Here is a 24,653-nt window from a genome sequence, read left to right as displayed (position 1 = left end):
ATTCAGTCCTCCCAGCCCAGGGTACGGGACGGCTGGCCCGCGGCAGGGCGTTCCTGAAGGCTTGCAGAATGTTCACCTCCGGCCGTCTCCAGGCTGGCGGGAGTCAGGGCCACAGCCATCACCAGCGCCAGCAGCGGCAAAAAAGAGCCGAAAGCCGAATTGGGGTACAGGGTTTCGGTGGCGAAGGTGGTGGCCCACAGGCCCAGCAGCACGTTTAGGGCAATGCCGGCCCGCCGCTCACGCAGCCGGTACAGCCGCGACATCAGGCCCCAGAACAGCAGCAGCATCACACTGAATCCGGCGATTCCGGTTTCGTACAGCACCTGCAGCACCATCATGTGGGCGTTCGAGCCGTTGTTGGCGATGCCTGAACCCATTCCGCTGCCCAGCAGCAGGCGCACAGGGTCGGCCGCCAGGTTCTGCACGTAGGTCTGCCAGATGTCGCCGCGCCCGGCCAGGTTCTCGGCGTTGCCTGCTTCCAGAATGGTGGACTGCCGGGCGATCAGGCTGCTCAGGTCGGCCTCCAAGTAGGGCAGGGCGGCCAGGCCAAGCAGCCCGGCGAGCAGCACCATCACGGTAGAGCGCAGCGGCGTACGCACACTTTCCAGCAGCACGAACACCAGCGCCCCGACCAGCCCGGCCCGCGCTCCTGACAGAAAGCAGGCCACCACGATGCCCAGCAGCACCCAGCTGTTGGATTTCAGGGGGCGCAGCATCATCAGCAGGGCGCCTTGCACCAGCACCATCGCGGCCACATGGGCGTGGTTGTAGCCCAGCGTGCCCAGCCCGCGCTCGTTGTGCAGGTAGTACGATTCCCACGGCCCCGATACGCCCAGCCCACGCGGCAGCACCTGGCCCAGAGTCTGGGGAATGGCCGGCGAAAAGTAGGTCCAGACCACGGTGACCACCATGACCAGAAAGCCGAAGCGGGCCGCCCGCTCCCAGCCGGCCAGCACCGGCTGGGTCAGCGGCAGTCGGGCCGCCATCCAGAACACGCCCAGGAGCTGCAGCAGCTTGAACAGCTGAAAGACCCCGAACGGCAAGGCCACGTCCAGCCGGCCATCTCCCATCACGAACAGCAGCAGCACCGAAAGCGCGGAAAGCGCCGTGACGGCCGCCAGCGCCTGGCCGATGGGCCGCAGGTCCAGCTGCACGGGAGCGCGGTAAAGCGCGGCCAGCAGCAGGGCCAGCCACAGCAGCAGGTCGGCCAGGGTGGGCCACAGGGCCCACGGCCCCACCCCCAGCAGGGGCAGACCGAAGCACTGCGCGGCGACAAACGCCCCCAGCAGCCAGATGACCGCCCGCTCCAGCAGTGGCGCAGTGCGGCGGCCCGCAGCGGGCAGCGCAGCCATCTGCGCCGGCCAGGGCTGACTCACACTTCGCCCCGGCTGGCCCGAATATAGAACTCCGTCAGCTCGCGGGTGGTTTCGGCCACTTCGAAATCCATGCGCGGCGGGTCGTGACGCCCCCGCTCCAGGACCGCTGCCAGGGCGTCGGCCCAGGGAGCTGGGTCACCGTTCAGCGGGAGGCGCACCACATCAATCAGCGGAAAGCGCCGGTCGTCGGACGTGACCGGCACGCCGGTGGATACGATGCACGGCAGCCCCACCGCCTGCGCCTCAATGAACGCCAGACTGAGGCCTTCAAACTTGGAGGTGAGGAGAAAGGCGTCCATCAGCCACAGCAGTTCGGCCACGTCCGGGCGCGAGCCCAGCAGCTTGACCCAGGGCTGCAGCCCCAGCTCGGCCACGCGGGCCTCAATGGCCGAACGCTCATCGCCCTCCCCCACCAGCAGCAGGTAGGCCGGCCCCTGCCGCCGGACGTGTTCGGCCAGGACATCCAGCAGGAACATATGGTTCTTCTCAGGGCGCAGCTGTGCCACGCAGCCCAGCACCGGTACCCCCGGCTGCAACCCGAGTTCGTCCCGCAGGCCCTGCACAGGACGCGGCGTCTGCAGGCCGGCCAGATCGATACCGAGCGTAATAATCTGCACCGGCTGCGACGCCCAGTCCGGACCGAAGAGGGCGGACGCCGCCGCCTGACTCACGGCCGTGCGGTGCGTGACCGAGCCTTGCAGGGCCGCTCTCATCGCCCGCAGGTAGGCGGCGCGGCCCCGGCCCGCCTGCTGGTCGGCCTGTGAAGTGTCGGTGTGGCTGGTGGCCACGCGCACCGGAACCCCGGCCAGCCGCGACAGCAGCAGCAGCAGCCCGCCGAAGTGGTGGATATGACTATGAACCACGTCGTAGGGGCCATACTCCCGCAGCACCCGGCGGTAAGCCTGCACGAACTGCGGCAGGTTGCCGCTCGGGGGAGCGTGGATAATCCGCACGCCCAGGTCACGCAGCTCGGCTTCGTACACGCCGGTATGGGGCGCAGGACTGGCGACCAGCACATCCATCTGCACGGCCGCCGGGTCGGCACGCCGGAACACATTGACCAGCCAGGTCTCTATCCCGCCGCGGTCCAGGTTGCCGGTCAGGTGCAGGACGCGCACAGGGCGCTGGGGAAGAACGGATGAAGTGGAAGCGAAAGACATCTATGAGGCTCCTGGCAGGGAATCGGGGGAAGAGGTCGGGCCGGATGCGTCTGGAGAACCGGACTCGCCTGGGGACAGACCGGACAGGGCCTGTCTCACGATAAGCCAACTGCCCAGCAGCTGGGCCAGAGTTCCGATGAGGGTGGCCGCCGCCGCGCCCAGCAGGCCGTAGCGGGGAATCAGCCACCAGCAGGCCAGCACCAACACCGCCGTGACCACCGCGAACAGTGGCAGCTGCTCCCGGAAGCGCCGCGCCGCCGTGACCGCGAACCCCAGCGATGACGCCAGATAACCGGCCACGCCGGCGAGGGTCAGCCAGAAAAAGGTGCGGGCGTGCTCGGCGTAGGCGGGGCCGTACAGCAGCGCCAGCAGCGGGGCCCCGGCCACCGCGCTCAGCAGGACAAGCAGCAGGCCCACGCCGCCGGCCCCGGCCATCAGCGCCAGGGTCAGGCGCACGAACCCGGCGCGGTCGCCGCGGGCGAACACCTGCGAGAGCCGGGTGGTCAGCGCGGTGCCCAGGGCCACCACGAAAACGCTGCCGGCCACTGTGACGTAGCTGAGCGCAGCGTAGATGCCCAGCGCCTCGCGGCCCAGCTGCCGCTCCACAAACAGCCGGGGCAAGTTGGTCCCCAGCGACACCAGCCCGATGACCACTCCCAGGGGGAGCGCCAGCCGCAGCAGCGCCGAGCTGGGCGGCCAGGTCCACCAGCGGCCAGCGGCCAGCCTGCGGCCCCGTGGCAGGTCGAACAGCAGCAATGTCGCCAGCCCGGCCAGCGCCAGACCCAATGTCGCCAGCGTCAGGTCGCCGGTCAGCCGGTAGATCAGCGCCAGCAGCGCCAGCCCCAGCAGGCCGCGCAGCAGGGTGGACTGGGCAATCCAGTCCAGGCGCTCCCGCTGCTGCATCAGACCGTACATGACGTCGCTGCCCCCTTCCAGCGCTTTTGCCACTCCCAGCCACCACACCGGGCCGCTGGCGTGCGGGTAAAGCCAGGCCAGTACGGCCGTGACGGCCAGGCCCAGCGCCATGCTGGGCAGCCGCAGCGCGGCGTAGTCACGGAACTCGAAGTGGCCCTGGGCATCGGTGGCCTGGACAGCCCGCAGCTGCAGGCCCAGCAGCAAAAACAGTGGAGCGGTGAGCGCCAGCCCCAGGGAATAAAGGCCCACATCGCTGGCGCCGCCACTGCGGGCCAGCACAATCACCATGAGCCACTGCGCCGCCGAATACACGCCTTGACCGGCCACGGTCCACAGCATGCCGGCCCGCAGGCCTGGGGGAGTCCCGGGGCCGGGGGCAGAGCTGGAAGCGGGGATGGGTCCGGAATTCATCGGGGCAGGTCCATAACGCTACTGCGCAGCATAACCTCTGCCCACGCAGCGGACCTGACTGCCGCCTTGAGCTAGCGTTAGAAACGCTCCGCCGCTTGGGCACGCAACCCGGGGAAGGGCAGGAACCCGGAGACCCAACGAATGCAGAAGCTGCAGACCCACCGGCCTCACGCTACGGGCCGCAGCCCCCACCTATAGTTGTCCGATGCGGCGTTGGTGGATATGGATGGTCCTGGCGGTAACGCTGGTGGCAGGAACTTTGATGTATCAGCGTCAGCAGGTGCAGCAGCTGGGCCAGGAGGTCTATCACGAGCTGGACGGTGACGGGCTCCCTCCCCTGCCAGGGGTGCTGGACGACCCGGTCTTTGCCCAGTTGCCTCCGCCGCCTGCGGACCGGCCGGTGTCCTGGGGACGGTATCAGCCGCCGGCAGCGACCACAGCCGCAGCCACCTTGCCGCAGGAGGCGCAGGAGGCCGGGCCGGCTGCGGGGAGCCAAACCACCGGAAAGAGCGGGCCACCTCAGCAGGAAGAGACGGAGGAGGAAGAACCAGAGCAGGCAGAGACGGAGCAGCAGGAGACGGGGGAGAAGCAGGTGGCCGGAAGTCAGGCGGCCCGGAGTCAGGCAGCTGGGAGTCAGACCACTGGCCGTCAGGGCACCAGCCCCGTCTCCCCTACCGGCGAATCCCTGGCAGCACCAGCGCAGCAGCGGCCGGCGGCGGACCCGGCAGCTCCCCAGAAGCAGGCTCCGGCCAGCAGCGGCCCGGTTCAGGCCGTTACGCCGCCGGCCGCTCCCAGCAGCTTTACCGAGCGGCTGAAGACCCGCGCCCGGCTGCATATCCTGCTGATAGGCAACGATGAGCCGGAGCTGGGGACCGGGCGAGGCGACGTGCTGGTGGTGCTGACGTTTGACCCGGTGGCCCAGCAGCTCACCTTTCTGAGTGTTCCCCGCGACACCCGCGTGCGGATTCCCGAACGTGACGGCCAGGCCAAAATCAATGCCGCCTACGCCCTGGGCGGCCCCACCCTGCAGACACTGGCCGTCGAGCACTTTCTGGGCCTGCCAATGGACAAGTTCGTGGAAGTCAGCATGAACGGCTTTCAGCGCGTGATTGACCTGGTCGGCGGCGTAGAGGTTAGCCCGCCTTTTGCTTTCGAGCTGGACGGCCAGCAGTTCCAGCCCGGCCGCGTCCAGCTGAACGGTGAGCAGGCCCTAGCCTATATCCGAATGCGCAAGCAAGACCCACGGGGTGACCTGGGCCGCAACGAGCGCCAACAGGAAGTGATCCGCAGCCTGATGGCGTCGCTGGCCCAGCGCTCGCCAGAAGAACTGAATGCCCTGCTCCAGCAGCTCAGCACGCAGGTCCGCACCAACTTCTCCCCCTCGGAGGTGGTGGCGCTGCGCCGCACGCACGCCTACGCCGTAGACCACCAAAGTGTCCTGCGGCCCGCTGGTGAGAACCGCCGGATAGACGGCCAGTGGTATTACGTGGTGTCCGACCGGGAACGTCAGCGGCTGCACCTGGCCCTGCGCTAAGCGGAGCCCTGCGGTAGGTGGAGGCGGGCCTGCACATGCCAGTACGGCTCCAAAGTGCAGGGAAGGTCGCGCACCCACTGCCAAATGGGCCGACCAGCACGGCAAAGTCTCATGAGTGCAGCCTACAGTCTGGCCATGCGACCGCTTTTCCACTCTGCTCGGCGGCATGGGTTCAGCGCGGCTGCTCCCCTGCTGACCCTCCTGCTGGCCGCGCAGCTGACCGGCTGCCAGCTGCTTCAGCCCTCGCCCGCCACAGCCGGGGGGCTGGCCCCCGACCACCGCCTGCAGGAAGCCCAGAGCACCAGCGTGACCCACCGCCCCGACGGCACCGTGCTGGTCAACGGCCAGTCTTTTTTCCCGTTCGGCTTTTATCACGTGTCCTGGGCCTGGCAGGGCACTCCCGAAGGCCGCGTCCAGGACCTGCAGCGGCTCTCGCAGGCCGGCTTCAACCTGATGGTCACCGAGCCCATCAGCGACAGCGACAGCGCCAACTTCACGGGTCTGCTGGACCAGGCGCAGCAGGCGGGGATGTTCGTGATTCCTTACGGCCTTTCTCCTGAAAACCGCCAGCGCGTGCTGCAGCACCCGGCACTGCTCGGATTCAAGGTGGCTGACGACGCGAATGTCCAGTACACGCCGCAGCAGGTGGCCGAGCGCAGCGCCCAGTTCAAGGCGCTCAATCCGGCCAAGCTGACCTATTTCAGCCTGTCGGTGGGCCAGGAAAGACCTGAAACCCCCTACTTTGCCGCAGGCGACCTGATTGGAAACCAGAGCTACCCCATCGGCAACGACGATATCGGCGTGACCTACCGCATGATGCAGAGCGCTGTCCAGAGCGCTGTCGCTCAGGGCAACGTGCCCATCGCCAACCTGCAAAGTTCCTTTTGGGGGGCCACCAAGCCCACCCCGGCCGAGGTCCGCAACATGACCTACCAGGCCCTGCTGGCCGGCGTCAAGGGCATCGTCTATTACGCCTACCGGGCCCCGGAAGTGGACCTGAACGCCGAACCCTTCTTGTGGAAAAGTCTGCAGGGACTGTCCAGAGAAGTGGCGCTGCTGGCCCCGCTGCTGCTGGACGGCGAACTGATCACGCTGAACTCCGGCACTGCACACGCGCCTTTGGCCGCCTACCTGCGCGGGCAAACATCGGGCGGCGAGTGGCAGGGCTACCTGCTGACGGTCAACACCAGCCGCAGGGAGAGTCAGTCGGTTGACCTGCAGCTGCCTGAAGCCCCCACCCGCTGGGAACGCGTGGGCAGTGCCGAGACCGCCACCCTCCGGCACGACGGCCCGCAGGTCGGGGGACGACTGGCGCCACTGCAGGTCGCCGTGGTCCGTGTCCGCTAGCCCTTCACGGCCAGGACATGGAAATTTACCAGTGGCTTTTGTATGAATCTGGTTATTAATAAACCTTTATTCTTTGGGCAGCTCGGGGGGGTCCGGTCTGACCAGTTTCTGACGAACAGGCCGATATCAGGCCCCTCAGTTCACCCACTTTTCTATCGTTTTTACTGTTCGCTGCTTGACTATTTGCTTCTCGACAAAGGCAAACCCTCCGCGAGGGGGGGACGCAAAGCCCACGGAACTCCGCTGCTCCGCTCTTCTCTCAGGGCAGCACGGAAGTTGGCCGGGCCACCGAAAGAAGGTCACATGAAAAAACAAGGTCTCATCTACGCCCTGCTAGGCTTGCTCATGGCCGGTTGCTCCAATGGTTCTTCCCTGCCCGCCACTCCCGCAGACAGTCTGGAAACCCAGGCACGCAAGGCTCCCAAGTCCACGGCACCCGCGCCGGCTCCGGCCCCAGCTCCCACGCCCGCCCCGGCACCCGAGCCCACAGCCCCCGCTGGCCCCAGCACCGCGCAGGTACGCGCCGACGGCACCCTGATGGTGAACGGTCAGGCCATGTTCCCGATGGGCTTCTACCACGTCTCCTGGGCCGGTGACGCCGAGCGCCGCCTGCGCGACATGCACGCCATCGCCGACCTGGGATTCAACACCATGAACTCCACCATGTTCGACCCTGAAGTTGATTTGGAAGGCTACCGCAAGCTGATGGACGCTGCCCAGGCCCGCGGCATGAAGATGCTGGTCGAAGATTTCAACGAGACCTCCATCCGTGGACTCAAGGACCACCCTGCCCTGCTGGGCTGGATGGTTGCCGACGACTGCAACCGCCTAGTCAGCCCCGAGGAACTGCAGCGCCGCAGCGAAAGCGTCAAGCAACTGGACGCCAACCACCTGACCTACACCAGTATGGCGATTTCCTTTGCCAACAGCCACACCGAGTATTTCGGCCGCGCCGACGCGGTGGGCAACCAGAGCTACCCGGTAGACGGCGGCGACCCCCTGAACGTGGTCTACCCGATGATGACCCGCCTGGTGGCCGAGGCCAATGCCAAAGGCACGCTGCCGATTGCCAACCTGCAGAGCTTCCGCTGGGAAGGTGGGCGCTACCCCACCCCCGCCGAGCTGAACAACATGACCAACCAGGCTATTGCCGCTGGCGTCAAAGGCATCCTGTACTACACCTACCTGGACCGCACCAACGACCTGGCCAGCTACACCGGCCTGAACGACGAACTGCGCCGCCTTGCCAGCGAAGTGAAGGTGCTGGCCCCCGCCCTAACCGACGGTCAGCGCAGCGAGCTGCCTGTGGCCGCCAGCAACCGCCAGGCCACTGCCCACCTGTGGACCTACGGCAGCCGCCGCTACGTGCAGGTCGTGAGCCTCGACCAGACCGTCAGCCAGTCGGTGAAAGTGCAGCTGCCCGGCACCGTGGGCAGCCTGCAGCCCCTGTTCGCTGGCCGCACGACCAGCCTGACCCTGCAGGGCACCACCGCTGCCGGCACCCTGGCGCCGCTGGCCAGCCAGTGGTACGAACTGCGCTGAGAAGAGCAAAGCAAAACCGGCCCAAACTGGAGGGGCTGTACTCGCTGACCGGAACATCCCCGCACACACGGGGAAAACCCACGAACAATGAAGCGCCGGGCCTGGATGTCCGGAACATCCCCGCACACACGGGGAAAACACTTGTGCTGTCAAGCTTCTCGGCTCTAAAGGGCCATTTGGTATCCTCGCACACCCCTGATACACATCACAATGTTTCCCAATCGTCCTCCTCCTCAGGCGTGAACTTTGGCAAAAGCTGCTCGTAGCGGGCATTTTTTACGGCCACCAGTTGATAGCCTTCTACGTCCACCAGAGTGCGCCGCGCTTCGCCGTGCATCCGAATCACGAAACCCTGCTCGTTATTGCTGCGAAACAGCTGCGTGCACCGGCCCGAGCGCGAGTGCTGCACCACCTTGTCCCACAGCAGGTCACGCACCACGGCGCTCACCGAGCCAACATACACGCCTGTCTGCACCTCGATCAGCCACCGCGAAAGCTCGCCGTGGAGCGCTTCGGGCACTTTTCCAGCGTCATCACAATCATGGCTTATCCATAGTTTTTGCCGCCCGCCACGTCGCCGTCAGGGTCGTAGAGTTCGCCCACGTCCTCTTCCTGCGGGTCGTCCTCGTATTCGTCCTCAAAGAGCGTCAATAGGTCGTTCGCCATGCGCTCCAGCAGCCGCGCCTGGCGGATGTGGTCGCGCAGGGCCAAGCGCACGCGGCGGTCTATATCCTCGCCGCCTTTGGCTGCCTCCTGAAAGGCGATGGGCGATACCACCTCCATCTTGTACAGGTCGGTGATGTCGTAGACGAGACTCAGTTGTTTGCCTGTGTGGACAAATCCCAACGCCGGTGTGTAGCCGAGGCTCAGGATGGCGGCGTGGGCCAGTCCGTTCAGGCAGGTGTTGCCCGCGCTGATGGCCTTGTTGATGGGCGAAGCGTCGTCCCAGTTGGCGCGGTTGTATTTGCGCTCCTGCCACTTGACGCCGTGAGCCTTGCTGTAGCTGGAATACAGTGCCCTGACCCGCGCCCCTTCGCGCCCGCGAATCTGCTGCAAAGTGAGGTCGTCCGGCAGCCCTTCGGGAAAGCGCATGGTGTACATCTGGCGAATGATGCGCATGCGGCTTTTCTCGTTCGCCCACAGCCGTGCCTGCCGCATCAGCCGCCCTGACTTGCTGGCCTCGCCGATGCCTGCGGCGTAAAATCTGACGCCCTGCTCACCTACCCAAACCACGCTGCATCCGGTGCGGGAGAGGGCCGTCATTGCGCTGTGGCTGACGCTGGTGCCGGGGCCAAGCAGCAGCACGCCGAGGCTGGCACAAGGGATTTCCACCATGCCTTCGGGGTGAAACGCCTGGATGGAGCGGCCGCTCTGCTCCAGCACGGTGTGTTCGAGGTAGAGGTAGGAGGTGCCGTCCCGAAACTTGGGCAACTCGCGCAGGTTTTGCCGCTTCCAGATGATGGGGCCGCTGTCCTGAACAGTCGCGCCTGTCATGCCTCAGACCCGCGCCAGACTCAGCAGGCCGAAACCCAGTGCCTTCGCCCTGCCGATACCGCCGCGCACGGTTTGGGCGAGGAGGGCAGGGTCTTCTATCCGCAGCACACCTTCAAAGGTCACGGCGAAGAGGGTCATCGGCGTGCTGCCGCGCGCCTTGTATAGCCGCACGTTGCCGCTCTGGGCGATGTCGGCGCCCACGACGCTGAAGCCGCCGCGCTCACCCTGACGCTCCAACCACTCCACTTGCTCTTTCGCACCGCGCAGGGCCTCGCGTTTGGTGCGCTTTTCGGCGTCTCTGTCCTGCCCGTCGCGCCAGCGGTTCACCGTCACATTGGCCTTGAGTTTGAACGCGAGGTGCTGCCCCGCCTGCAAGCCCGTGAGGTCAAAGGGCTTGACCTGCACGTCGTGAAAATAGTCGGGGTGACGCGCAGAAACCGCGTCCCAGCTGGGGCGGGTCACACTCTGCACCAGGATGCCATGTGGCCCATCGTCACGCCACAGCAGGCGTTCGCCTTCGGGGAGGGGACCGTTTTCCTCGCCTGCGTTCGGAAAAGCCCAGCGCAGGGTCTGGTGCAGGCCATACGCGCTGCGGAGGTCGGCGGCGGCTTGTTTGCTGTGGTCGTTGAGGAAAAGGCGGGAAAGGTACATCAACTCACCTCCTCTGGTGCTTGCCAGTGCCGGTGCACCAGCGGGTCGGGCGCGACTTCCAGCGGCCCAGTCAGCGTCAGCACCTCGCGCGAGAGGTAGTGGCGATGCGCGAAAGGGCCATCCGGCACATCCTGCCGCCGCGAAGGTGAGGCTTTGGCCCGCCGTTCAGCAGGTACAGCCTCGCGGTCAAGCACGAAACGGTAAGCCTGTTCGCTGGGTTCGCGGCGCAGGCTGGGCGCTTGCTGCAAGGCCTCCCACAGCGGCGTGTCCTGCGGCGGCCCCGCGAATATCGGCAGGCTGGCTTGAAACGCCTTGCGCCCCAGCGACAGCGGCCAGTGTGGATTGTGTAGGGCCGCGTACAGTCGCTGCAAAAATGCCCTGTCTTCACCTTCCAGCCCAGCCCAGAACGCCGCATCTGACAGGTAGAAGCGGGTAGTCACGTCGGTTTTGGTCTTGGGGTCACCCGGCTTCAGTTGCGCGGTGTGGTAGTCGCGGCCCGCGCCGCCTTCGCGGTCTACCCGCACGCCGAAGCGCAGGCGCGTGAGGTCGTCAATCGGGTCGGCGCGGTCAATGCCCAGTGCCGCCGCGCATAGTCCCAGCACGCCGCTTTTGGTCGGCTCGGCTTCGGTGTCGCGGTCGTCAAAGCGGCTGCGGCTGCCCCACGCCTGCATGGGAGCCACCAGCCTCAGAAGCAGGATCGCCATTTACTGCTCCAGCGCACTCATGGCTGCGGCAACCGTGCCCTCAATCAGCGCGTCCACCGACGGCATCTCGGTGCCGAACACTTCCGCCGCCCCCTCGCGGGCGATGAACCGGGCCTGTCCTGCATCCCCGAAAACGCCGTTTTGCCATTTCATCTCGTCGGCCAGCGCCTCAATACTGGGTTTCAGATACCCACTGCCCCGCTCGGCCACCACGCCTTTTTCAAAGGCATTGGCAAGGTTGCGCGGCGAAGCGTTCGTGCGAACGACTTGCACCATCAGGGCGGGCAGGTTGTGCGCGGCGAAGGTGTTTTGCTTGCCCGTCGGCGCAGCGAAAATGCTGGCGTACAGGAAGGCCCGCAGCCCTTTTCCCAGCAGTTCGCGGTCGCCTTGCAGGTTGTCCAGCAACTTTTGCAGGTCAATGGCGGCGTAACGGTACATCGTCGCGCTGGCGAATTCTACCGTGCCCAGCATGTCGGCCCCGGCATTGTCCTGCGGCTTGAGGTCGTCAACCGCCGTGTAGAAGTCGTATTGCCGCTCACGCAGGGCATGGGTGGAGATGGGATGCGCCACCTGCGCCGCTGCGTCGGCATTTTTGTCGGGCAGGTCGGCCAGCATCCGCCCGAAAAGAGCCACGTCCACCGCCTTTTTGGTATTCACCGCGAATAGGGGTTGACAGTGGGGCACCAAAAATGCGAAAGGGACGGTGTTATGGGCCGTCCCGATCTTACTTTACTTCCCATCCACGAAGCACTCCAAGTCCTCAGCCAGTGGGTTAAGCCTCACATCCCTGCCAAGTTGCTTCACAAGCACGAGAAAATTAGCGACGCTGACCTCATCGGTATCGCCATTCTGCAAATGCTTCACAAGCAACCCTATTTCAGCCGTTGGTGGCACTTTCTCACAGTCAACCACTTCCCAGACCTACCTTCCGAGACCCAGGCCAGAATCCGTCTGAAACGGCTTCTACCCGTCATCGAACACCTGAGCCACGAAGTCCAGGCTCTGGACTTCGTGGCGGTTGACTCCGAGCCGCTTCCCGTCTGTACGTTCAAACGTGCACCACGGTGCAAGTTTAGGGGAGCGCGGCACGGTTTCAGTACCGCTGGACCGGTCTTCGGTTTCAAGCTGCACGCCTGGTGTGGGTTGAACGGTGAAATTGTGGCCTACAACATCCGTGCAGCGAATGAGCATGACTACAGCGTCCTGTGTGAGATGAACCGGAAGTGGCCCGCTTATGGCGGGCCACAGCAGATTGGAGATAAGGGCTATCAGTCGCTGACCACCATCACACCCCCCAAAGTCAATGCACGGAGACCAAGTCCACGTTGGCGAGAAGAATTCGGGGCGGCCAGGAAGTGTATCGAATCGGCATTCTCGGTTCTGGTCGGTGCTGGATTACGTTGGGGACAGGTCAAAACGATGGCAAGCTTGAAACTCAAGGTCGCACTCCACGTCCTAGCGCACAACCTGAAATACAGAGACCTCATCACCTGACTCGGTTTTGTCAACCCCTATTCGCGGTTATTCAGAATCTCATCTAGCTCTTTCTTTTTGCTGCCCAGAGCAGTGGATATGGCTTTCCTCAGTTTCTCCTTTGCAGAAGACTCCCCAATCTTGCCCTTATACCCTTTCGACTTCCTGAGCTTCTCTCTAGCTTCTCGCATGACGGCGCTAGCTTTCTGAACCTCATCGCTATCGCTCTTGAGAAATTTTTCCAGAAGAGCCAGATTGTATTCCCCTAGAAAAGCAAGTGCTTCGCTCTTCGTATCGTCTAGGATGTAGTTATCTTCCTCACCCTTAACCTCTACAAAGGCAATGCCATTCATCAGAAGGGCAAATTCTGCTCTGAAACGAGCCTCCTCAGTTTTGAGAGCGTTTTCGCCCTGTACAAGGCGGTTAACCAATCCCTTTTCCCTCGGGTCTTCGCTGAAGAGCAGACGCTTGGAACGTAGACCCAGTTCAGCCTCACTCAAAATCTGACGCTGGGCGAAATCCTGCCGCATCGCTCGCTTGAACGACTGCGACGAAATCCGCAGGCGGCGCGTACCCCCGAAAAAAGCGTCCTTGGGGCTGCCGATGTCGTCACGGTTGAGGTTGCTGGGGGCGAAATTCTGGAGGTAGTGCAGTTCGAGGACGGCTTTCATAGTGTTTCTCCTTCATCGTCTTGGTCGGCGGGTTGGTGGTCAGGCTGTGAGGAGGCGAAAAGCGGGGCCGAAGCTGGTGAGCCGACTGACGTGTCCGAACTCGGTAGCGTGCCGCCGGTTTTGTCGTCCTGACGGTTCTCCTCGCGGAAAATCTCGGCGTAGAAGTCTTGTGCCCACCCCTTGCGGGTGCGGTCGCTCCAGTACAGGAGGTCGGTGACCAGCCTTTCCCAGTCGGGGGTCAGGTCGGCAGTGTCTAGAAGCGTCACCACCTGCCGCATGTGGTAGCCGATGCCTTCGCGGTCAGTGTCCAGCAGGGCCAAAAACCGCTTTTCGGTGCTGGGTCTACGGTCTTGTTGCAGGTAAAGCTGTCCCATCTGTTTGCCGATACTGACGGCCTTGCGGGGGGCTTCGGGCGCTGTTTCCGCGCTCTGCTCCGGTTCGTCGCCGTCGTCCAGCGCTTTGGGTTTCAGGGCGTACAGACCAGCGACCAGCCGCAAGGCCTCTTTACCGGTAGGCGTCGCTTCGGCGTAGCCCGTGCGGGCGTACAGCCCTTCGAGCCAGTACACGCTACGGTTGTCGCCACCCAGCCCACGCCGAAGCTGCGCGAGCTTGCCACGCTCCAGCCTCACCAGTTCCCGCACGAAGCGGGCGGGGCGGTCATCGGTTGTCGGGGGGTTAGTCATCGGTGTTCTCCGTTGTGGCGGGCACGGGTTGGACAGGTACGGGCAGGCCTCCCAGCACCTTCAGCAGCAGGCCCTGCGACTTCTGCACGGCCCGCAGGCCCACCGCGTTCATCCCGGCGGCCTCCTGCGCGATATTCCAACCCTGCCAAGCGGCCTGCTTGAGCGCAGCATTCCATTCCAGCGTGGCCTGCTCGGGGTCGCCGTCCAGGTTCAGCAGGTACTGGCGAAAAGGCGCTTCTAGTCTCTGCCAAAAGGTCGTGACGGCGGGAATCTGTTCGGCTGACTACCCCTCAAAACTCCGGCAATCCCGTCTGAGACGCAAATTCTGTAGACACAAAAAGAGCTGGTTCATAAGGTGTATCTGCGATGAACCACCTGAACCAGCCCCCCCAAGATAGCCTCTTCACTGCCTTGCGTCCCTTTTTCCGTATTGACCAGCGACGGTTCACCGTCCTGGTCGCGTTGATTCTGGCGATCATCCAGCAGCGCAGCGTGGTGCTGAACAATCTGAAAGCTACGATCACTTTGCCAGGTAGTCGAGAAATGCGGTATCAACGCCTTCTGCGCTTTGTTCAGTTTTTGATTCCAGAGGAGATGTATCTGAAGTTTGCGCTTCACGTGCTGGGTACGGATGAGCTGACGCTCATCCTGGACCGGACGAACTGGAAACTGGGCAAGAGGGACGTCAACATCCTGATGCTGTCTGCGGTATGGGAAGGGTTCAGTTTGCCGCTGATGTGGCGTTTTCTCCCGCACGGGGGAAGCAGCGATCAGCGAATACGTAAGGAGCTGATGGCTGATTTTCTGCGTCACTGTCCACAGGTCCACATCGACGGTCTGCTTGCAGACCGTGAATTCATCGGCCAGGACTGGTTTACGTTCCTGAGCGAACATGGGATTGCTCCCTGTATCCGGCTGCGGAGTGACACCAAGATGGACAGCTTACCTGTCCACGTCTTCGCTAAGAAAATGCAGGTGGGAGAGGTTCGCGTCTGGCACAGCTCTATGGTGGTGTACGGGGTCAGACTCCGTGTTCTGGCACTGAAGGTCTCGAAGACGGAGATGCTGTACCTGGCCTACAAGGGCAGAGCAGATCAGAATTTGCGGAAGTACGCACTGCGCTGGCAGTGCGAAAACCTGCACGCTGCACTGAAAACCAGAGGCTTCGATCTGGAAGCGACCGGATTGACCCAGGCCGAGCGGGTGTCAACGCTGCTGATGGTGATCGCCATCAGCTTCATTTGGTGTTTGCGGACAGGTACGGTTCTGCTGCTTGAAGGCAACGTGGAGACCATGAAGGCCAAGCGCCAGAAAGCGCATGGCTACGCCAGCAAAAGTCTGTTTCGACTGGGCTTGGACGAGTTGCGAGATTTGCTCAGTCACCCAAGCCCTGAAAATTGGAACCGTCTAGCACGGCTTGTCCCGCGTTTTGAGGGGTAGTCAGTCTGTTCGGACAATTTGCGAATGTCGGCGGGGTCGGGGCTGCGGGAGCCGTCTTTTTTCAGCAACTCTTCGGCCAGATGCTTGACCGCGCTCCACAGAGCATTGCCGACCATCGTCGCGGTTTCCAGCGACCCTTTGATGTAATCGTGAAAATGCTCGGGGTTCTCGATAAACCGCTGCGGCAAGGTATAGGTTTCCTGGCGGATAGCAAAGGCTTTGCCTTGATCGGTGAGTTGCCCGAAGACCACGACAGGCAAGACAGGAGGGGCTGCCGGTGCGTCGGGCAAAGGCTCGTCTAGCTCAGCGGCCTGCGACTGGCTCACCACTGGTCTGACAGGCGGCGCGGCGGGCTGCCTCTGCGCCTGCACGAGCCGCATGACCTCGGCGGCGTGTTCCAAGACATAGGCGGTGCGCCCCGGCTTAGCCGTCACCTTTTTCTTGCCCTTGCCGTCTTTTGCTTCACTGACTTTGACCTCTGGGCTGGGCAAAAGTGCCGTCAGGTCACGCCAAAGCAAACGGTCACGCCGCAACTTGTACGGGTAAGGGTCGCCTTTGTCGTCGCGGCTGGGCAGCAGGCCCACCATCGGGTCGAGGTTGGCCCCCGCGCCTTCGCCCGCGCCGGCGAGGGGCACCCCCGCGCCGAAGCCAATGGTACGCACCTTTAGGCCACCTTCCGTCTGCTCCGGCAACAGCAAAATGCTGCGGCTGGGCCAAGCGTAGCGACTGACGAACCCTTCGGCGGGGCGCGGTTTAGGTTCCTTGTCGGCGTAGATGCGCTGAATATCGGCCACCGTCAGAGGCGGCTGCTCCCACACGGGCAGGTCACGGGCTGCCATCGAAGCCGTGTAGGGCACCAGATTCAACGCGAGCATCTGCTGAAGGTTGTGACCTTCGGCCAAAAACAGGGCCGCCGTAGCAACAGGAGCCGCCCTTGCCGAAGTCGTGAACCGCTTAATCAGCCCGCCCAGCGTAAAGGACTGCTGGCTCAACAGTTGCACAGCCGCCTCAGCCGCCGTGATTTCGTCCATGCGGCCACCGTTGGGGCGAGCTTCTACATTGAACAGTGCCGTCGTGTTGGGGCTTCCGTCCTCGGTGCTCAGCCTCGTCCAGTGACTGCGGAAATTCTCGCCCACCGACGCGGGGTCAAGGCCCACCACCTGCATAAACGGCTGCGGCCCAAAGAGGTCAAAGCGGTCTGCGTAGCACTCCAAATACGCCTGAACCTTCTCGCTCGGGAAACCCGCGCTGTACCACTGCGCCGCGTCTTCCGCCGAACTCGGCCCCAGGGCGCGGTGGAGCAGAGCCAAATGCAGGCGGTAAAGGGCCGCCGTGTGGAGTGGATGCCCCGCGTCTATGCGGCGGTAAAGCTGCGGCGTCAGCAGCGTATCTGATAGGGAAACCGACGCTGTTTTGCCCTCCAGGTCAAGCACGGGCACCCAGTTTTCGCGCAACAACGAAAAACTGACCAGAATAAACACCTCCTTTGCCCTGAACTGTAGAGAGGGCATGTCGCGTGGTGGTCGCGCCCTTTGTAGGTTTAAGATTTTAGCAGAAAATATGAGTCTAAATTACAGAGATTTTTGGGTTTTTGGCCCCGAATTTGAGCGACATCATTTATCGTGGCCCCGTTGTACGTTGAATTCATGACCACCCTTGCCCCTCTGACCCGCATTACGGCCTCACTGTGGGCCAAGAGTCCCAAGCCCACTGGCGAAGTCAAACTGGGTGTGCTGGAGCACCTGCTGAATGTAGCCGCCTGCGCCGCCGAAATTCTGGAACTGGAGCCGCCACACGTGAAGGCGCAGATGGCCGCAGACTTGGGCCTTGAGCTGGAGCAGGGGCTGAACTGGGTACTGGCGCTGGTCGCCCTACACGATTTGGGCAAGGCCAGCCCAGCATTTCAGATGAAGTGGGCCGAAGGAATGAAGGCTGTAGACGGCTGGCTGAGTGTCAGTCGGCTTTTGCGTGAGCCTTACACTTTTCACGGCGTAGTCAGCGAATTCTGCTTGCCGGATTTTCTGGTGGGACAGTTGCAGTGGAGTAGCAGACTGGCGGAGCATGTCTCGGATGCAGTGGGTTGCCACCACGGGTTTCGCGTAGAAAATCTGGCTTTGCAAGACGTGTCCCCCGCCCAGATTGGGGATGACCGCTGGCGTAAGGTGCGGTTTGAACTCTGCCGCTTGGTGACAGTAGCCGTCGGTGCCGACTACTCGGTGGTGCCCCCTGTCAAAGAGTTCTCAGCGGCGGCTTTCATGCGCCTGGCGGGCCTGACCAGTTTTGCCGATTGGCTGGGCAGCAGTTTCCCCCTACCGACCCAAACCGATTTTTCGGCCTACGAAGACCCCGCTGCCTACTTCGCTGAGGCCAGAGCACAGGCCAAGAAACTGCTGACCGACCCGAAAACGGGCATTCACTGGCCGCAGTTTGCTCCCTTGCACCCTGCGTTGCCGCATCTAGAGGACGTGTTCAGCTATCTGGCGAACGGAGAATTCAGACCGCGCCCGCTGCAAACCGCGCTGGCCGAAGCTTTGGCGCAGGTGGACGGCTCCACCCTGGTGCTGGCCGAAGCGCCGATGGGCGAAGGCAAAACCGAGGCGGCGCTGTACGCCTACCTTCAGCTTCAGCACGCGGCGCAGCACCGGGGACTTTATGTAGCGCTCCCCACGCAAGCCACCGGCAGCGCCATGTTTGAGCGACTGGTCGAGTTCTTGCGGGCGCAGGGGTCGCAGAGGCCCGTCAGCATCCAACTGGCGCACGGCGGCACGCTGCTGAACGACGAATATCAGGAGCGGGTAGAAAATACGCGGCTGTTTTACCGCACCAACACCGATGCGGAGGGCGAACAATCGGTAGAAGCAGTGCGGGCCGAAGAATGGTTCACCTCGCGCAAGCGGGCACTGCTGGACGAATTCGGGGTCGGCACGGTAGACCAGGCCCTGCTCGGCGTGCTGGGCGTGTCGCACCAGTTCGTGCGGTTATGGGGGCTGGGCAACCGCGTGGTGGTGCTAGACGAGGTTCACGCCTACGACACCTACACCTCCGAACTGATTGCGGCACTGGTGGCGTGGCTGCGGGCGCTCGGTTCCAGTGTGGTCATCATGTCGGCGACGTTGCCGGATGAAAGCCGCCGCAAGCTGTTGGGCGCGTGGGGCGCGCGGGAGATTCCGGCAGCGGTGAACTACCCGCGCTGGACGGTGGCGACCCAGACGGGCGAGGTGACGGCGGGCACCATCCCCGACACCGACGCCGAAGGGAACAGGAGCCGCCCGACGCAGCAGATTGCCTTGCATTCGCTACCAGCCAGCGCCGAAGCTGTCGCAGCGCAGGCGGTGGAACTGACGCTGAACGGGGGCTGCACGGCCATCATCGTGAATACCGTGCAGCGGGCACAGGCGGTCCAAAGCGAGGTATTACGGCTGCTGGCCGAGCGGGGTGTTGCTGCTCAGACCTGCACAGGAGCGGTGGCGAAGGGAGCCGAGTGGGTCGGCGTGCTGCTCTACCACGCCCGCTACCCCGCCGACGAGCGGCAGTACCGCGAGAGAGCCGTGCTCAAGTACCTGGGCAAAGAGGGACAGCGGCCTGAACGTTTCATCTTGATTGCGACTCAGGTGGCTGAGCAAAGCCTCGATTTCGACGCCGATGTGATGATTTCTGACCTCGCCCCACTTGACCTGCTGCTGCAACGGGCGGGAAGGCTGCACCGCCACCAGCGCCCGCCCGCCAGTCGGCATGTTCACGTTCACCCCGCGCTGTACATCGCCGGATTGGGCGAGTGGCCCGCCGCCGCGCTGAAAGCCGAGGCGTGGGGCCGTGTCTATGCGCCCGCGCTGCTGTACCGCACTTGGCGCATTCTGCAAGGTCGGCAGACGCTCACACTGCCCACCGAATTGGACGATTTGGTGCAGCAGGTATACGGCGCTGCTCTGGCTACGGCTGACCTGACGGACGAGCAGGCACAGACCATCCAGGCCGCCGAGGAAAAACTGCTCGCAGAACGTGCCGGACAAGCTTCCAAAGGGCGCTTTGCCCACATTGGCCTACCCACCGAGTTCTGGCAAACCCGCCTAACGCATGTCCTTGAAGAGCCGGATACCGAAAGCGTGAACGATGATGCCCTAGCAGACGAGGACGAGTTCCCACGCACCCGTCTGGGCGACGAAAGCGTGCGAATTGTGCCAGTGCAGCAGGCAAACGGCAAATGGGTCGTCTGCCCGCCACCCAAGGCCATGCAGCCCAAAAATGAGCCTTGGCAGGAAGTAGTGACACACCATCAGACGCTGGACAAAGGGGATATGCACACCGCCAAGCGCATTTTCCGCCGCTCACTGAGCATCTCGCGCTGGGAAGTCGTCCGTGCGGCCAAGGAGGGACGACTCTGGACGCATGGCTTGGGCGGTGACAAGCGAGGCTGGGCAGCCCATCCCCTCCTGCGCGACGCCGTGCCGCTGGACCTGACTGCAGGGTACAAAGACTTGGGCCGCCTCCGCCTGCGCCTCGACCCCGAACTGGGCCTGGTCTACGAGAAGTTGTCGTAGCGCCGCAGCGTCTCCCGCAACTCCGAGAGCCAGTGTGCCCGCACTTCAGGTGGCCCCAGCACCTCGGCGCGGGGGCCCCAGCCGAGCAGGAAAGGCATCAGCTCACGCGGCAGCCCTGTTTTGTCGGTTCCGGCACGAAATTCGGCCAGCACGGAGCCGTCCGGCTGCTTGTGAAAGGTCGCGTTGGGGTAGCCACCTTCGTCCAGTCGGTAAGCCGCTTCGGAAGCAAAGCGCACCTGCACGGTGATGGGGTTTTGGCTGCCCACCACGCCCCAGGCGTCGGACAGAAATTCGCGCGGGTCAAAGCTTTCATCGGGTTCGTAGGTGTCGCGCAGCACTTCCATCGTACGCATCCGCGACAGCTTGAAGGTGCGGAGCTGCCCCCGGCGCTGCTCCAGCCCAATCACGTAGGGCGCGAGGTTGCTGCGGCTGATTTCCAGAAAGTACACGCACAGCCGGTTGCCCCGGTCAAGTTCGCCGCCAGGGCGCTGATAATCGAACGACAGCACCCGCCCTTCCACCCAGGCCGTCGCCACTTTTTCCAGCTCGCGCTCGGTCATTTGCCCTGCACCGTTGTCCAGCACCGAGCCGCCCAGGACGTAGCGAATCCGCTCGGGCAACTGGGCGGAAATGTGCAGCATCGCGTCGCGGTAGTGCCTGTTGTGCGAGGGGGAGTGGTGATAGGCCAGCCGAACCGCCGCGTAAGCTGCCAGCGCCTGTGCAGGCAACAGGGCACCGCCGCGCTGCAAGATGACGTAGCGGTGCAGCCTGTCGGGCAGCGGAATATCGTGGCCCAGTTCGCGCAGCACCTCGATATCGCGCTGAATGGTGCGCTGGCTGGTACCGTAAGCCCGCGCCATCATGGCCGTGGTCATGGGCGCCGCCTGCAAGTCCTTGGACATCTGAATCAGGCGCTTGACCCTGTCCCAGGTTTTGGCCTCGCGCACGGGCCGCTTCTTCTGGGGCTGGGGCCGACTTCCCTGCAGGTCCACGCTGTCCATCCTGGTGCTCTCCACGCCCCCAACTTGCCAGAGTCTTGGCGCAAGGTTGTCGCCCACTCGGCCCCTGTGCACAAGCATCTAGATATCTAAGTCCCCCAGGCTCAACCTCTGCTCGGTGTCGGTCACCCAGGGGAAGTCCAGACCAGGGAGAAAAGCGGGAATGGCTGCGCCGCTGCTCAGGGCCTCGGCCACGTCGAATTGCCAATCGGTTCCACTGTCCAGGGCGTAGAAGCCTGGGCCGGTCTCGATGCTGCCGGCCCAGCCGAGTGCTGCCCGCAAGGTGCCGACGGTCTTGGAAAGTCGCTGCTCGGCCTGCCTGCGGGTGCGGGGTTTGCCGTCGTCCAGCACTTCGGTCAGGCGGTCGGTACTCAGCTGCGGCCCTTCATGCAGCAGGGCCGCCAGGACGACCACCGCCAGCGCACTCGAGCTGACCATACGGCCATTGACCAGCACTTTCGGGAAGCCCATCGCCTCCAGCCGTACCAGGGGCCGCTGTGGGCGCGGCAACGGCAGGGGCCGCTCACCGGCAGGCAGCAGCGCAAACAGTTCTGGAAAGGCGTGCGCTTCCTCGCGTAACCACAGCTGTCCCCGGTCAAGTGCGGCCAACCGCTCAAGGGCCGCAGCAGCGTTGCCCTGGCGGCGGTCCAGCTCGGCCCTGACCAGTTCGGCCCGCTGAAGGCCCTCTTCGCTGAGGCGGCCTGCCTTGCCGAGGCGGTCCAGCACAGCGGCGCTGTCCAGGTGGGGCAGGCTGACCAGCGCCGCTGCAATATCCACATTAACTACGGACTTTCCCGTGTCGCGGTCTTCTTTGACCACCCGCGCCGCTTGCTCCAGCACCTCCAGTGCCCCCAGCGCACGGCCCGAGAGGCGGCGGGTATGCCCCAGCCCGCGCAGGGCCTGCCGCTGCTCGAACTCGTTGCCCATCTCGCCGGCGCATTTCAGTGCTTCGCTGTACAGCGCTTCGGCCTGTACCCACTCGCCCAGCGTCCGTCTAGGAATGGCCAGGCAGTGCAGCGCGTAGCTGAGCAAATGCCGATTGTCCTTACGCCGCGCCAGCTTTTCCAGCGTGCTCAGGTGCTTGTCGGCTTCGGTGAACTCGCCCGCCCGCAGGTACGCCCGCCCCAGCAACTCGGACGCGTTCATTCGCAGCTGGTCGTCCCTGGCCTGGGCAGCCAGCGCCTGAGCCTCGCTGAGAATGCGAATGGTGGTCGCCGTCTGGGTGGTGTGGCTGAGAATTGCGCCGTATTCCAGCAGGGTCAGCACCCTGGCGCGGCCGGTGCCCTCAGCCAGGGCCTGCTCGAAATGGTCTTCCCAGCCCGCCTGGCCCTGACGGAACTTGACCCGCCCCAGCACCCGCAGCAGCAGCGCCCGTTCAAACGGGGTCAGGTCGGCCTGCTGCGCCGCGTAGGCGGCCTGACCGTACTTCAGGCTCAGCGCATCGTCGCCCTGCTCAGCAGCCTGCCAGGCCATAAAAACGGACAGGAAAGTCCAGTCCTTTCCTGCCCCCGCTGCGAGCCAGTGCGCCGTTTGCTTGCCCAGGTCTTCCAGGCGGCCCAGGTTGCCCAGCAGCCGCAGCTGACCACGCACCCACTGCGGCTTCGCCTGGGCAGCGGCAGGGAACTGTTCAAGGAGCTTGAGCAGTTGCGCGAACTGCGCCGGTGCACGCGTCTCACCCGTAGCGCGGTACACCGTGTCCAGGGCTTCATCCACACGGCCCAGTTCCAACAAAGCCTGAATAGATGCTTGCCACTCGCCGTCCGTTACCGCAATCCCGCCCATTTCTCCCTAGCATAGCCGTCCAAACTGCACGGCTTGCTCACAGCCCCACCTAGCCGAGGCCGCGCCCGCCGATGGTCGGGTCGTCGGACATGGCCAAGACCACATCGCCGCCCGCAGGCTGCAGCGGCGCCGCAGCGGCCAGGGGTGACGCGGCGAAAAAGGCGATAAGGCAAAGAGAAAAAAAGTGTTTCAGCATAAGCAACTCCTGACGGCCGACTGACCGCGCGAGACAACACTTCCCCGCCCTGACCCCGCTCTGGAGTCAGGCCATTCAAGGCGCACACTGAAGGGAAAGCGCATAGACGTAAGCGCCAGCTTTGACCGCCTCAGACGCACTTCCGGGCGGTTACGGTTACTTTGAAAGCTGGACGCGACAAAACACGTCGCCCGTACGGGCAGGCATCAGGAGAGCTATGCTTCTGCTCAGGCCAAGGCCGCGCTGCATGAAAATGTGATTTGTACCGGACCCTGCCGGATACACCAGCGGGGCCTTGAGGGCAGATTTATGTTGTCAACAACTGGTGTTTTCCCCGTGTGTGCGGGGATGTTCCGTAACCTTCAGCCACGGCATCAGTCTTGGGGAAGTTTTCCCCGTGTGTGCGGGGATGTTCCGCCTCGTCACCCTCTCAGGATTCTGATTCGGCAGTTTTCCCCGTGTGGGCGGGGATGTTCCGACCTGCTTCCGCCCCTTAAACGCCGCCGCGTAGTTTTCCCCGTGTGGGCGGGGATGTTCCTACTCCAGGGCCACCGGGCCGCGCTGGGTGCCGGTTTTCCCCGTGTGGGCGGGGATGTTCCGGGCGCTAAACTCGGCGGCGTTTTCGGCGTTGGGTTTTCCCCGTGTGGGCGGGGATGTTCCAACAAAATTGGCCCCCAACTCGTGCGCCATCTCCCCCGGTGTCGGCCCATTCGAGAGATGCAGGTTGCCACTTCCGAGGCCGCCGGAACCGTGCCGGGCCGTCTCCTCTCTGCCGTTACGGGGACACGAACTCATCCCGGGCGTATCCCTGGAGGTACAGCAGCGCCGTCAGGTCGCCGTGGTGAATGCGGACCCCGCACTGCGCCGCCACCGCCGGCTTGGCGTGCAGGGCCACCCCGGTGCCCGCCAGCTCCAGCATGCCCAGGTCGTTGGCGCCGTCGCCTACCGCCAGCACGTCCTGCGGCTGTAGCCCCAGCCGAGCGGTAATGTCCAGCAGGGCGTCCACCTTGGCCTGGCGGCCCAGAATCGGGCGGGACACGTCGCCGGTCAGCCGGCCCCCGTCCACCAGCAGCGTATTGGCGCGGTGTTCGTCGAAGCCCAGCTGCGCCGCCACCGCTCCGGTAAATACCGTAAAGCCGCCGGACACCAGCGCCGCGTAACCGCCGTGTGCCCGCATGGTGGCGACCAGTTCGCGCCCACCCGGTGTCAGGGTGATCCGCCCTGCCAGCACCTGTGCAGCCACCTCCTGCGGCAGGCCGCGCAGCAGCGCCACCCGTGCCAGCAGCGCCGCCCCGAAGTCCAGCTCGCCGTTCATGGCGCGGGCCGTAATTTCCGCCACCTGCGGCCCCACCCCCGCGGCCGCCGCCAGTTCGTCCACGCACTCCTGGGCAATCATGGTGGAGTCCATGTCGGCCAGCAGCACACGCTTGCGCCGGCTCCCACTTCGCTGCACGGCCAGGTCGGTGCCCTGCGCCTGCAGCTCCGCCCACACAGTCCAGCGGTCGTCCGGGAGGTGCGGCAGCTCAAATTCGGCGGCCTCGCCAGGGGCCAGCCAGCGCAGGCCATGGCCCTGCCAGCGGGCCAGCAGCGCTTCCACCCCCCCGGCCGTCAGGGAGGGGCGGTCAGGAGCCGTCAACAGCGTGGCCGTATACATCTGCTCAGAATACGGTTTGGCAGCGAGACGAACCGCAGGCAAGCCGTACTCCACAGCAACATGACAGAGTGTCACTCCGTGAGG

At 64.1% G+C, this 24,653-nt stretch carries 21 protein-coding genes, 1 CRISPR repeat array and 1 riboswitch; of the genes, 6 read left to right on the top strand and 15 right to left on the bottom strand.

What is annotated here, in order from left to right; translation table 11 throughout:
* Nucleotides 1-2: 2 nt before the first annotated feature.
* From DEIPR_RS13025 to DEIPR_RS13015, 3 genes are read right to left on the bottom strand one after another with little or no spacing between them, the layout of a single operon-like run.
* The gene (locus DEIPR_RS13025) at nt 3-1,376 is read right to left on the bottom strand and encodes an O-antigen ligase family protein (RefSeq protein ID WP_041223126.1); all 1,374 of its coding nucleotides are present in this window, start codon (nt 1,374-1,376) and stop codon (nt 3-5) included.
* Entirely contained in the window at nt 1,373-2,536 is a 1,164-nt protein-coding gene (locus tag DEIPR_RS13020; RefSeq protein WP_013623196.1) for a glycosyltransferase, read from the bottom strand. The genes DEIPR_RS13025 and DEIPR_RS13020 overlap by 4 nt, the downstream gene beginning before the upstream one ends.
* Nucleotides 2,537-3,790, bottom strand: coding sequence for a lipopolysaccharide biosynthesis protein (locus DEIPR_RS13015; RefSeq protein ID WP_169310714.1), 1,254 nt, complete (start codon nt 3,788-3,790; stop codon nt 2,537-2,539). It abuts the gene before it with no gap.
* A gap of 334 nt (nt 3,791-4,124) precedes the next feature.
* Here DEIPR_RS13015 and DEIPR_RS13010 point away from each other — a divergent pair, with 334 nt between their 5' ends.
* The 3 genes from DEIPR_RS13010 (at nt 4,125) to DEIPR_RS14380 (ending at nt 8,285) form a co-directional block, all read left to right on the top strand.
* Nucleotides 4,125-5,396, top strand: a complete 1,272-nt coding sequence (locus tag DEIPR_RS13010) for an LCP family protein (protein ID WP_013623194.1) — start codon at nt 4,125-4,127, stop codon at nt 5,394-5,396.
* Between the two features lie 135 nt (nt 5,397-5,531).
* Nucleotides 5,532-6,743, top strand: coding sequence for a hypothetical protein (locus DEIPR_RS13005; RefSeq protein WP_148232011.1), 1,212 nt, complete (start codon nt 5,532-5,534; stop codon nt 6,741-6,743).
* Nucleotides 6,744-6,931: 188 nt separating this feature from the next.
* Nucleotides 6,932-7,036: riboswitch (cyclic di-GMP riboswitch) on the top strand.
* A gap of 10 nt (nt 7,037-7,046) precedes the next feature.
* Nucleotides 7,047-8,285, top strand: a complete 1,239-nt coding sequence (locus DEIPR_RS14380) for a glycoside hydrolase 5 family protein (protein WP_013623192.1) — start codon at nt 7,047-7,049, stop codon at nt 8,283-8,285.
* Between the two features lie 205 nt (nt 8,286-8,490).
* Here DEIPR_RS14380 and cas2e read toward each other — a convergent pair whose 3' ends face one another.
* Genes cas2e through cas7e form a run of 5 tightly spaced genes read right to left on the bottom strand, consistent with a single transcriptional unit; the run spans nt 8,491 to nt 11,791 of the window.
* Nucleotides 8,491-8,805: a type I-E CRISPR-associated endoribonuclease Cas2e gene (gene cas2e, locus DEIPR_RS12995; RefSeq protein WP_013623191.1), complete on the bottom strand. Its 315-nt coding sequence runs from the start codon at nt 8,803-8,805 to the stop codon at nt 8,491-8,493.
* Nucleotides 8,806-8,831: 26 nt separating this feature from the next.
* A complete protein-coding gene (gene cas1e, locus DEIPR_RS12990) occupies nt 8,832-9,779 on the bottom strand; it encodes a type I-E CRISPR-associated endonuclease Cas1e (RefSeq protein WP_013623190.1) in 948 nt (315 codons plus the stop codon).
* A 3-nt stretch (nt 9,780-9,782) separates the two neighbouring features.
* Nucleotides 9,783-10,430, bottom strand: a complete 648-nt coding sequence (cas6e, locus tag DEIPR_RS12985; protein WP_013623189.1) for a type I-E CRISPR-associated protein Cas6/Cse3/CasE — start codon at nt 10,428-10,430, stop codon at nt 9,783-9,785.
* The gene (cas5e, locus tag DEIPR_RS12980; protein ID WP_013623188.1) at nt 10,430-11,134 is read right to left on the bottom strand and encodes a type I-E CRISPR-associated protein Cas5/CasD; all 705 of its coding nucleotides are present in this window, start codon (nt 11,132-11,134) and stop codon (nt 10,430-10,432) included. The genes cas6e and cas5e overlap by 1 nt, the downstream gene beginning before the upstream one ends.
* Nucleotides 11,135-11,791, bottom strand: a complete 657-nt coding sequence (gene cas7e / locus DEIPR_RS12975; protein ID WP_342626734.1) for a type I-E CRISPR-associated protein Cas7/Cse4/CasC — start codon at nt 11,789-11,791, stop codon at nt 11,135-11,137. It abuts the gene before it with no gap.
* Nucleotides 11,792-11,842: 51 nt separating this feature from the next.
* Between cas7e and DEIPR_RS12970 the strand changes: the two genes are divergently transcribed.
* Nucleotides 11,843-12,628: an IS982 family transposase gene (locus DEIPR_RS12970; protein WP_013623187.1), complete on the top strand. Its 786-nt coding sequence runs from the start codon at nt 11,843-11,845 to the stop codon at nt 12,626-12,628.
* A 17-nt stretch (nt 12,629-12,645) separates the two neighbouring features.
* Here DEIPR_RS12970 and DEIPR_RS12965 read toward each other — a convergent pair whose 3' ends face one another.
* Complete coding sequence (locus tag DEIPR_RS12965) at nt 12,646-13,278, bottom strand: type I-E CRISPR-associated protein Cas7/Cse4/CasC (RefSeq protein WP_049775327.1); 633 nt, start codon at nt 13,276-13,278, stop codon at nt 12,646-12,648.
* Nucleotides 13,275-13,961 carry a type I-E CRISPR-associated protein Cse2/CasB gene (casB, locus tag DEIPR_RS12960; RefSeq protein ID WP_013623186.1) on the bottom strand — a complete coding sequence of 229 codons (687 nt, stop codon included), beginning with the start codon at nt 13,959-13,961 and terminating at the stop codon, nt 13,275-13,277. Before casB ends, DEIPR_RS12965 begins: the two co-directional genes overlap by 4 nt.
* A gap of 366 nt (nt 13,962-14,327) precedes the next feature.
* Between casB and DEIPR_RS12955 the strand changes: the two genes are divergently transcribed.
* The gene (locus DEIPR_RS12955; protein ID WP_013613827.1) at nt 14,328-15,401 is read left to right on the top strand and encodes an IS4 family transposase; all 1,074 of its coding nucleotides are present in this window, start codon (nt 14,328-14,330) and stop codon (nt 15,399-15,401) included.
* On the opposite strand, the gene casA is transcribed toward DEIPR_RS12955, so the two are convergent.
* Nucleotides 15,341-16,912 carry a type I-E CRISPR-associated protein Cse1/CasA gene (casA, locus tag DEIPR_RS12950; RefSeq protein WP_013623184.1) on the bottom strand — a complete coding sequence of 524 codons (1,572 nt, stop codon included), beginning with the start codon at nt 16,910-16,912 and terminating at the stop codon, nt 15,341-15,343. The genes DEIPR_RS12955 and casA overlap by 61 nt on opposite strands.
* A 135-nt stretch (nt 16,913-17,047) precedes the next feature.
* Between casA and DEIPR_RS12945 the strand changes: the two genes are divergently transcribed.
* Entirely contained in the window at nt 17,048-19,939 is a 2,892-nt protein-coding gene (locus tag DEIPR_RS12945; RefSeq protein ID WP_013623183.1) for a CRISPR-associated helicase/endonuclease Cas3, read from the top strand.
* Here the strand turns inward: DEIPR_RS12945 and DEIPR_RS12940 are convergent.
* From DEIPR_RS12940 to serB, 4 genes are all read right to left on the bottom strand, one after another.
* On the bottom strand, nt 19,921-20,955 hold the full coding sequence (locus DEIPR_RS12940) for a helix-turn-helix transcriptional regulator (RefSeq protein WP_245532772.1): 1,035 nt from the start codon (nt 20,953-20,955) through the stop codon (nt 19,921-19,923). The two genes, DEIPR_RS12945 and DEIPR_RS12940, sit on opposite strands and share 19 nt — an antisense overlap.
* 63 nt (nt 20,956-21,018) lie before the next feature.
* Nucleotides 21,019-22,719 (bottom strand): tetratricopeptide repeat protein, encoded by a 1,701-nt coding sequence (locus tag DEIPR_RS12935; protein ID WP_013623181.1) that lies wholly within the window; start codon nt 22,717-22,719, stop codon nt 21,019-21,021.
* Nucleotides 22,720-22,768: 49 nt separating this feature from the next.
* A complete protein-coding gene (locus DEIPR_RS14280) occupies nt 22,769-22,915 on the bottom strand; it encodes a hypothetical protein (protein WP_013623180.1) in 147 nt (48 codons plus the stop codon).
* 327 nt (nt 22,916-23,242) lie between these two features.
* Nucleotides 23,243-23,575: a CRISPR direct-repeat array (repeat unit 28 nt; unit sequence GTTTTCCCCGTGTGGGCGGGGATGTTCC).
* A 115-nt stretch (nt 23,576-23,690) separates the two neighbouring features.
* Nucleotides 23,691-24,569 carry a phosphoserine phosphatase SerB gene (gene serB, locus DEIPR_RS12930; protein ID WP_013623179.1) on the bottom strand — a complete coding sequence of 293 codons (879 nt, stop codon included), beginning with the start codon at nt 24,567-24,569 and terminating at the stop codon, nt 23,691-23,693.
* Nucleotides 24,570-24,653: the final 84 nt, after the last annotated feature.

The sequence above is a fragment of the Deinococcus proteolyticus MRP genome (genome assembly GCF_000190555.1).
Lineage (GTDB): Bacteria > Deinococcota > Deinococci > Deinococcales > Deinococcaceae > Deinococcus > Deinococcus proteolyticus.
The sequence above is the reverse complement of the archived record's forward strand: the minus strand, read 5'-3'. Positions and strand labels throughout refer to the sequence as shown.

Excerpts from the sequence above, each read along its gene's own strand:
- cas1e (WP_013623190.1), bottom strand. The coding sequence starts at position 9,779 with ATGACAGGCGCGACTGTTCAGGACAGCGGCCCCATCATCTGGAAGCGG.
- DEIPR_RS12970 (WP_013623187.1), top strand. The coding sequence starts at position 11,843 with ATGGGCCGTCCCGATCTTACTTTACTTCCCATCCACGAAGCACTCCAA.
- DEIPR_RS12965 (WP_049775327.1), bottom strand. The coding sequence starts at position 13,278 with ATGAAAGCCGTCCTCGAACTGCACTACCTCCAGAATTTCGCCCCCAGC.
- casA (WP_013623184.1), bottom strand. The coding sequence starts at position 16,912 with ATGCCCTCTCTACAGTTCAGGGCAAAGGAGGTGTTTATTCTGGTCAGT.
- serB (WP_013623179.1), bottom strand. The coding sequence starts at position 24,569 with ATGTATACGGCCACGCTGTTGACGGCTCCTGACCGCCCCTCCCTGACG.
- DEIPR_RS12935 (WP_013623181.1), bottom strand. The coding sequence starts at position 22,719 with ATGGGCGGGATTGCGGTAACGGACGGCGAGTGGCAAGCATCTATTCAG.
- cas5e (WP_013623188.1), bottom strand. The coding sequence starts at position 11,134 with ATGGCGATCCTGCTTCTGAGGCTGGTGGCTCCCATGCAGGCGTGGGGC.
- casB (WP_013623186.1), bottom strand. The coding sequence starts at position 13,961 with ATGACTAACCCCCCGACAACCGATGACCGCCCCGCCCGCTTCGTGCGG.
- DEIPR_RS13015 (WP_169310714.1), bottom strand. The coding sequence starts at position 3,790 with ATGCTGTGGACCGTGGCCGGTCAAGGCGTGTATTCGGCGGCGCAGTGG.
- DEIPR_RS13005 (WP_148232011.1), top strand. The coding sequence starts at position 5,532 with ATGCGACCGCTTTTCCACTCTGCTCGGCGGCATGGGTTCAGCGCGGCT.
- DEIPR_RS12955 (WP_013613827.1), top strand. The coding sequence starts at position 14,328 with ATGAACCACCTGAACCAGCCCCCCCAAGATAGCCTCTTCACTGCCTTG.
- cas6e (WP_013623189.1), bottom strand. The coding sequence starts at position 10,430 with ATGTACCTTTCCCGCCTTTTCCTCAACGACCACAGCAAACAAGCCGCC.
- DEIPR_RS13020 (WP_013623196.1), bottom strand. The coding sequence starts at position 2,536 with ATGTCTTTCGCTTCCACTTCATCCGTTCTTCCCCAGCGCCCTGTGCGC.
- DEIPR_RS14280 (WP_013623180.1), bottom strand. The coding sequence starts at position 22,915 with ATGCTGAAACACTTTTTTTCTCTTTGCCTTATCGCCTTTTTCGCCGCG.
- DEIPR_RS13010 (WP_013623194.1), top strand. The coding sequence starts at position 4,125 with ATGTATCAGCGTCAGCAGGTGCAGCAGCTGGGCCAGGAGGTCTATCAC.
- DEIPR_RS12945 (WP_013623183.1), top strand. The coding sequence starts at position 17,048 with ATGACCACCCTTGCCCCTCTGACCCGCATTACGGCCTCACTGTGGGCC.
- DEIPR_RS14380 (WP_013623192.1), top strand. The coding sequence starts at position 7,047 with ATGAAAAAACAAGGTCTCATCTACGCCCTGCTAGGCTTGCTCATGGCC.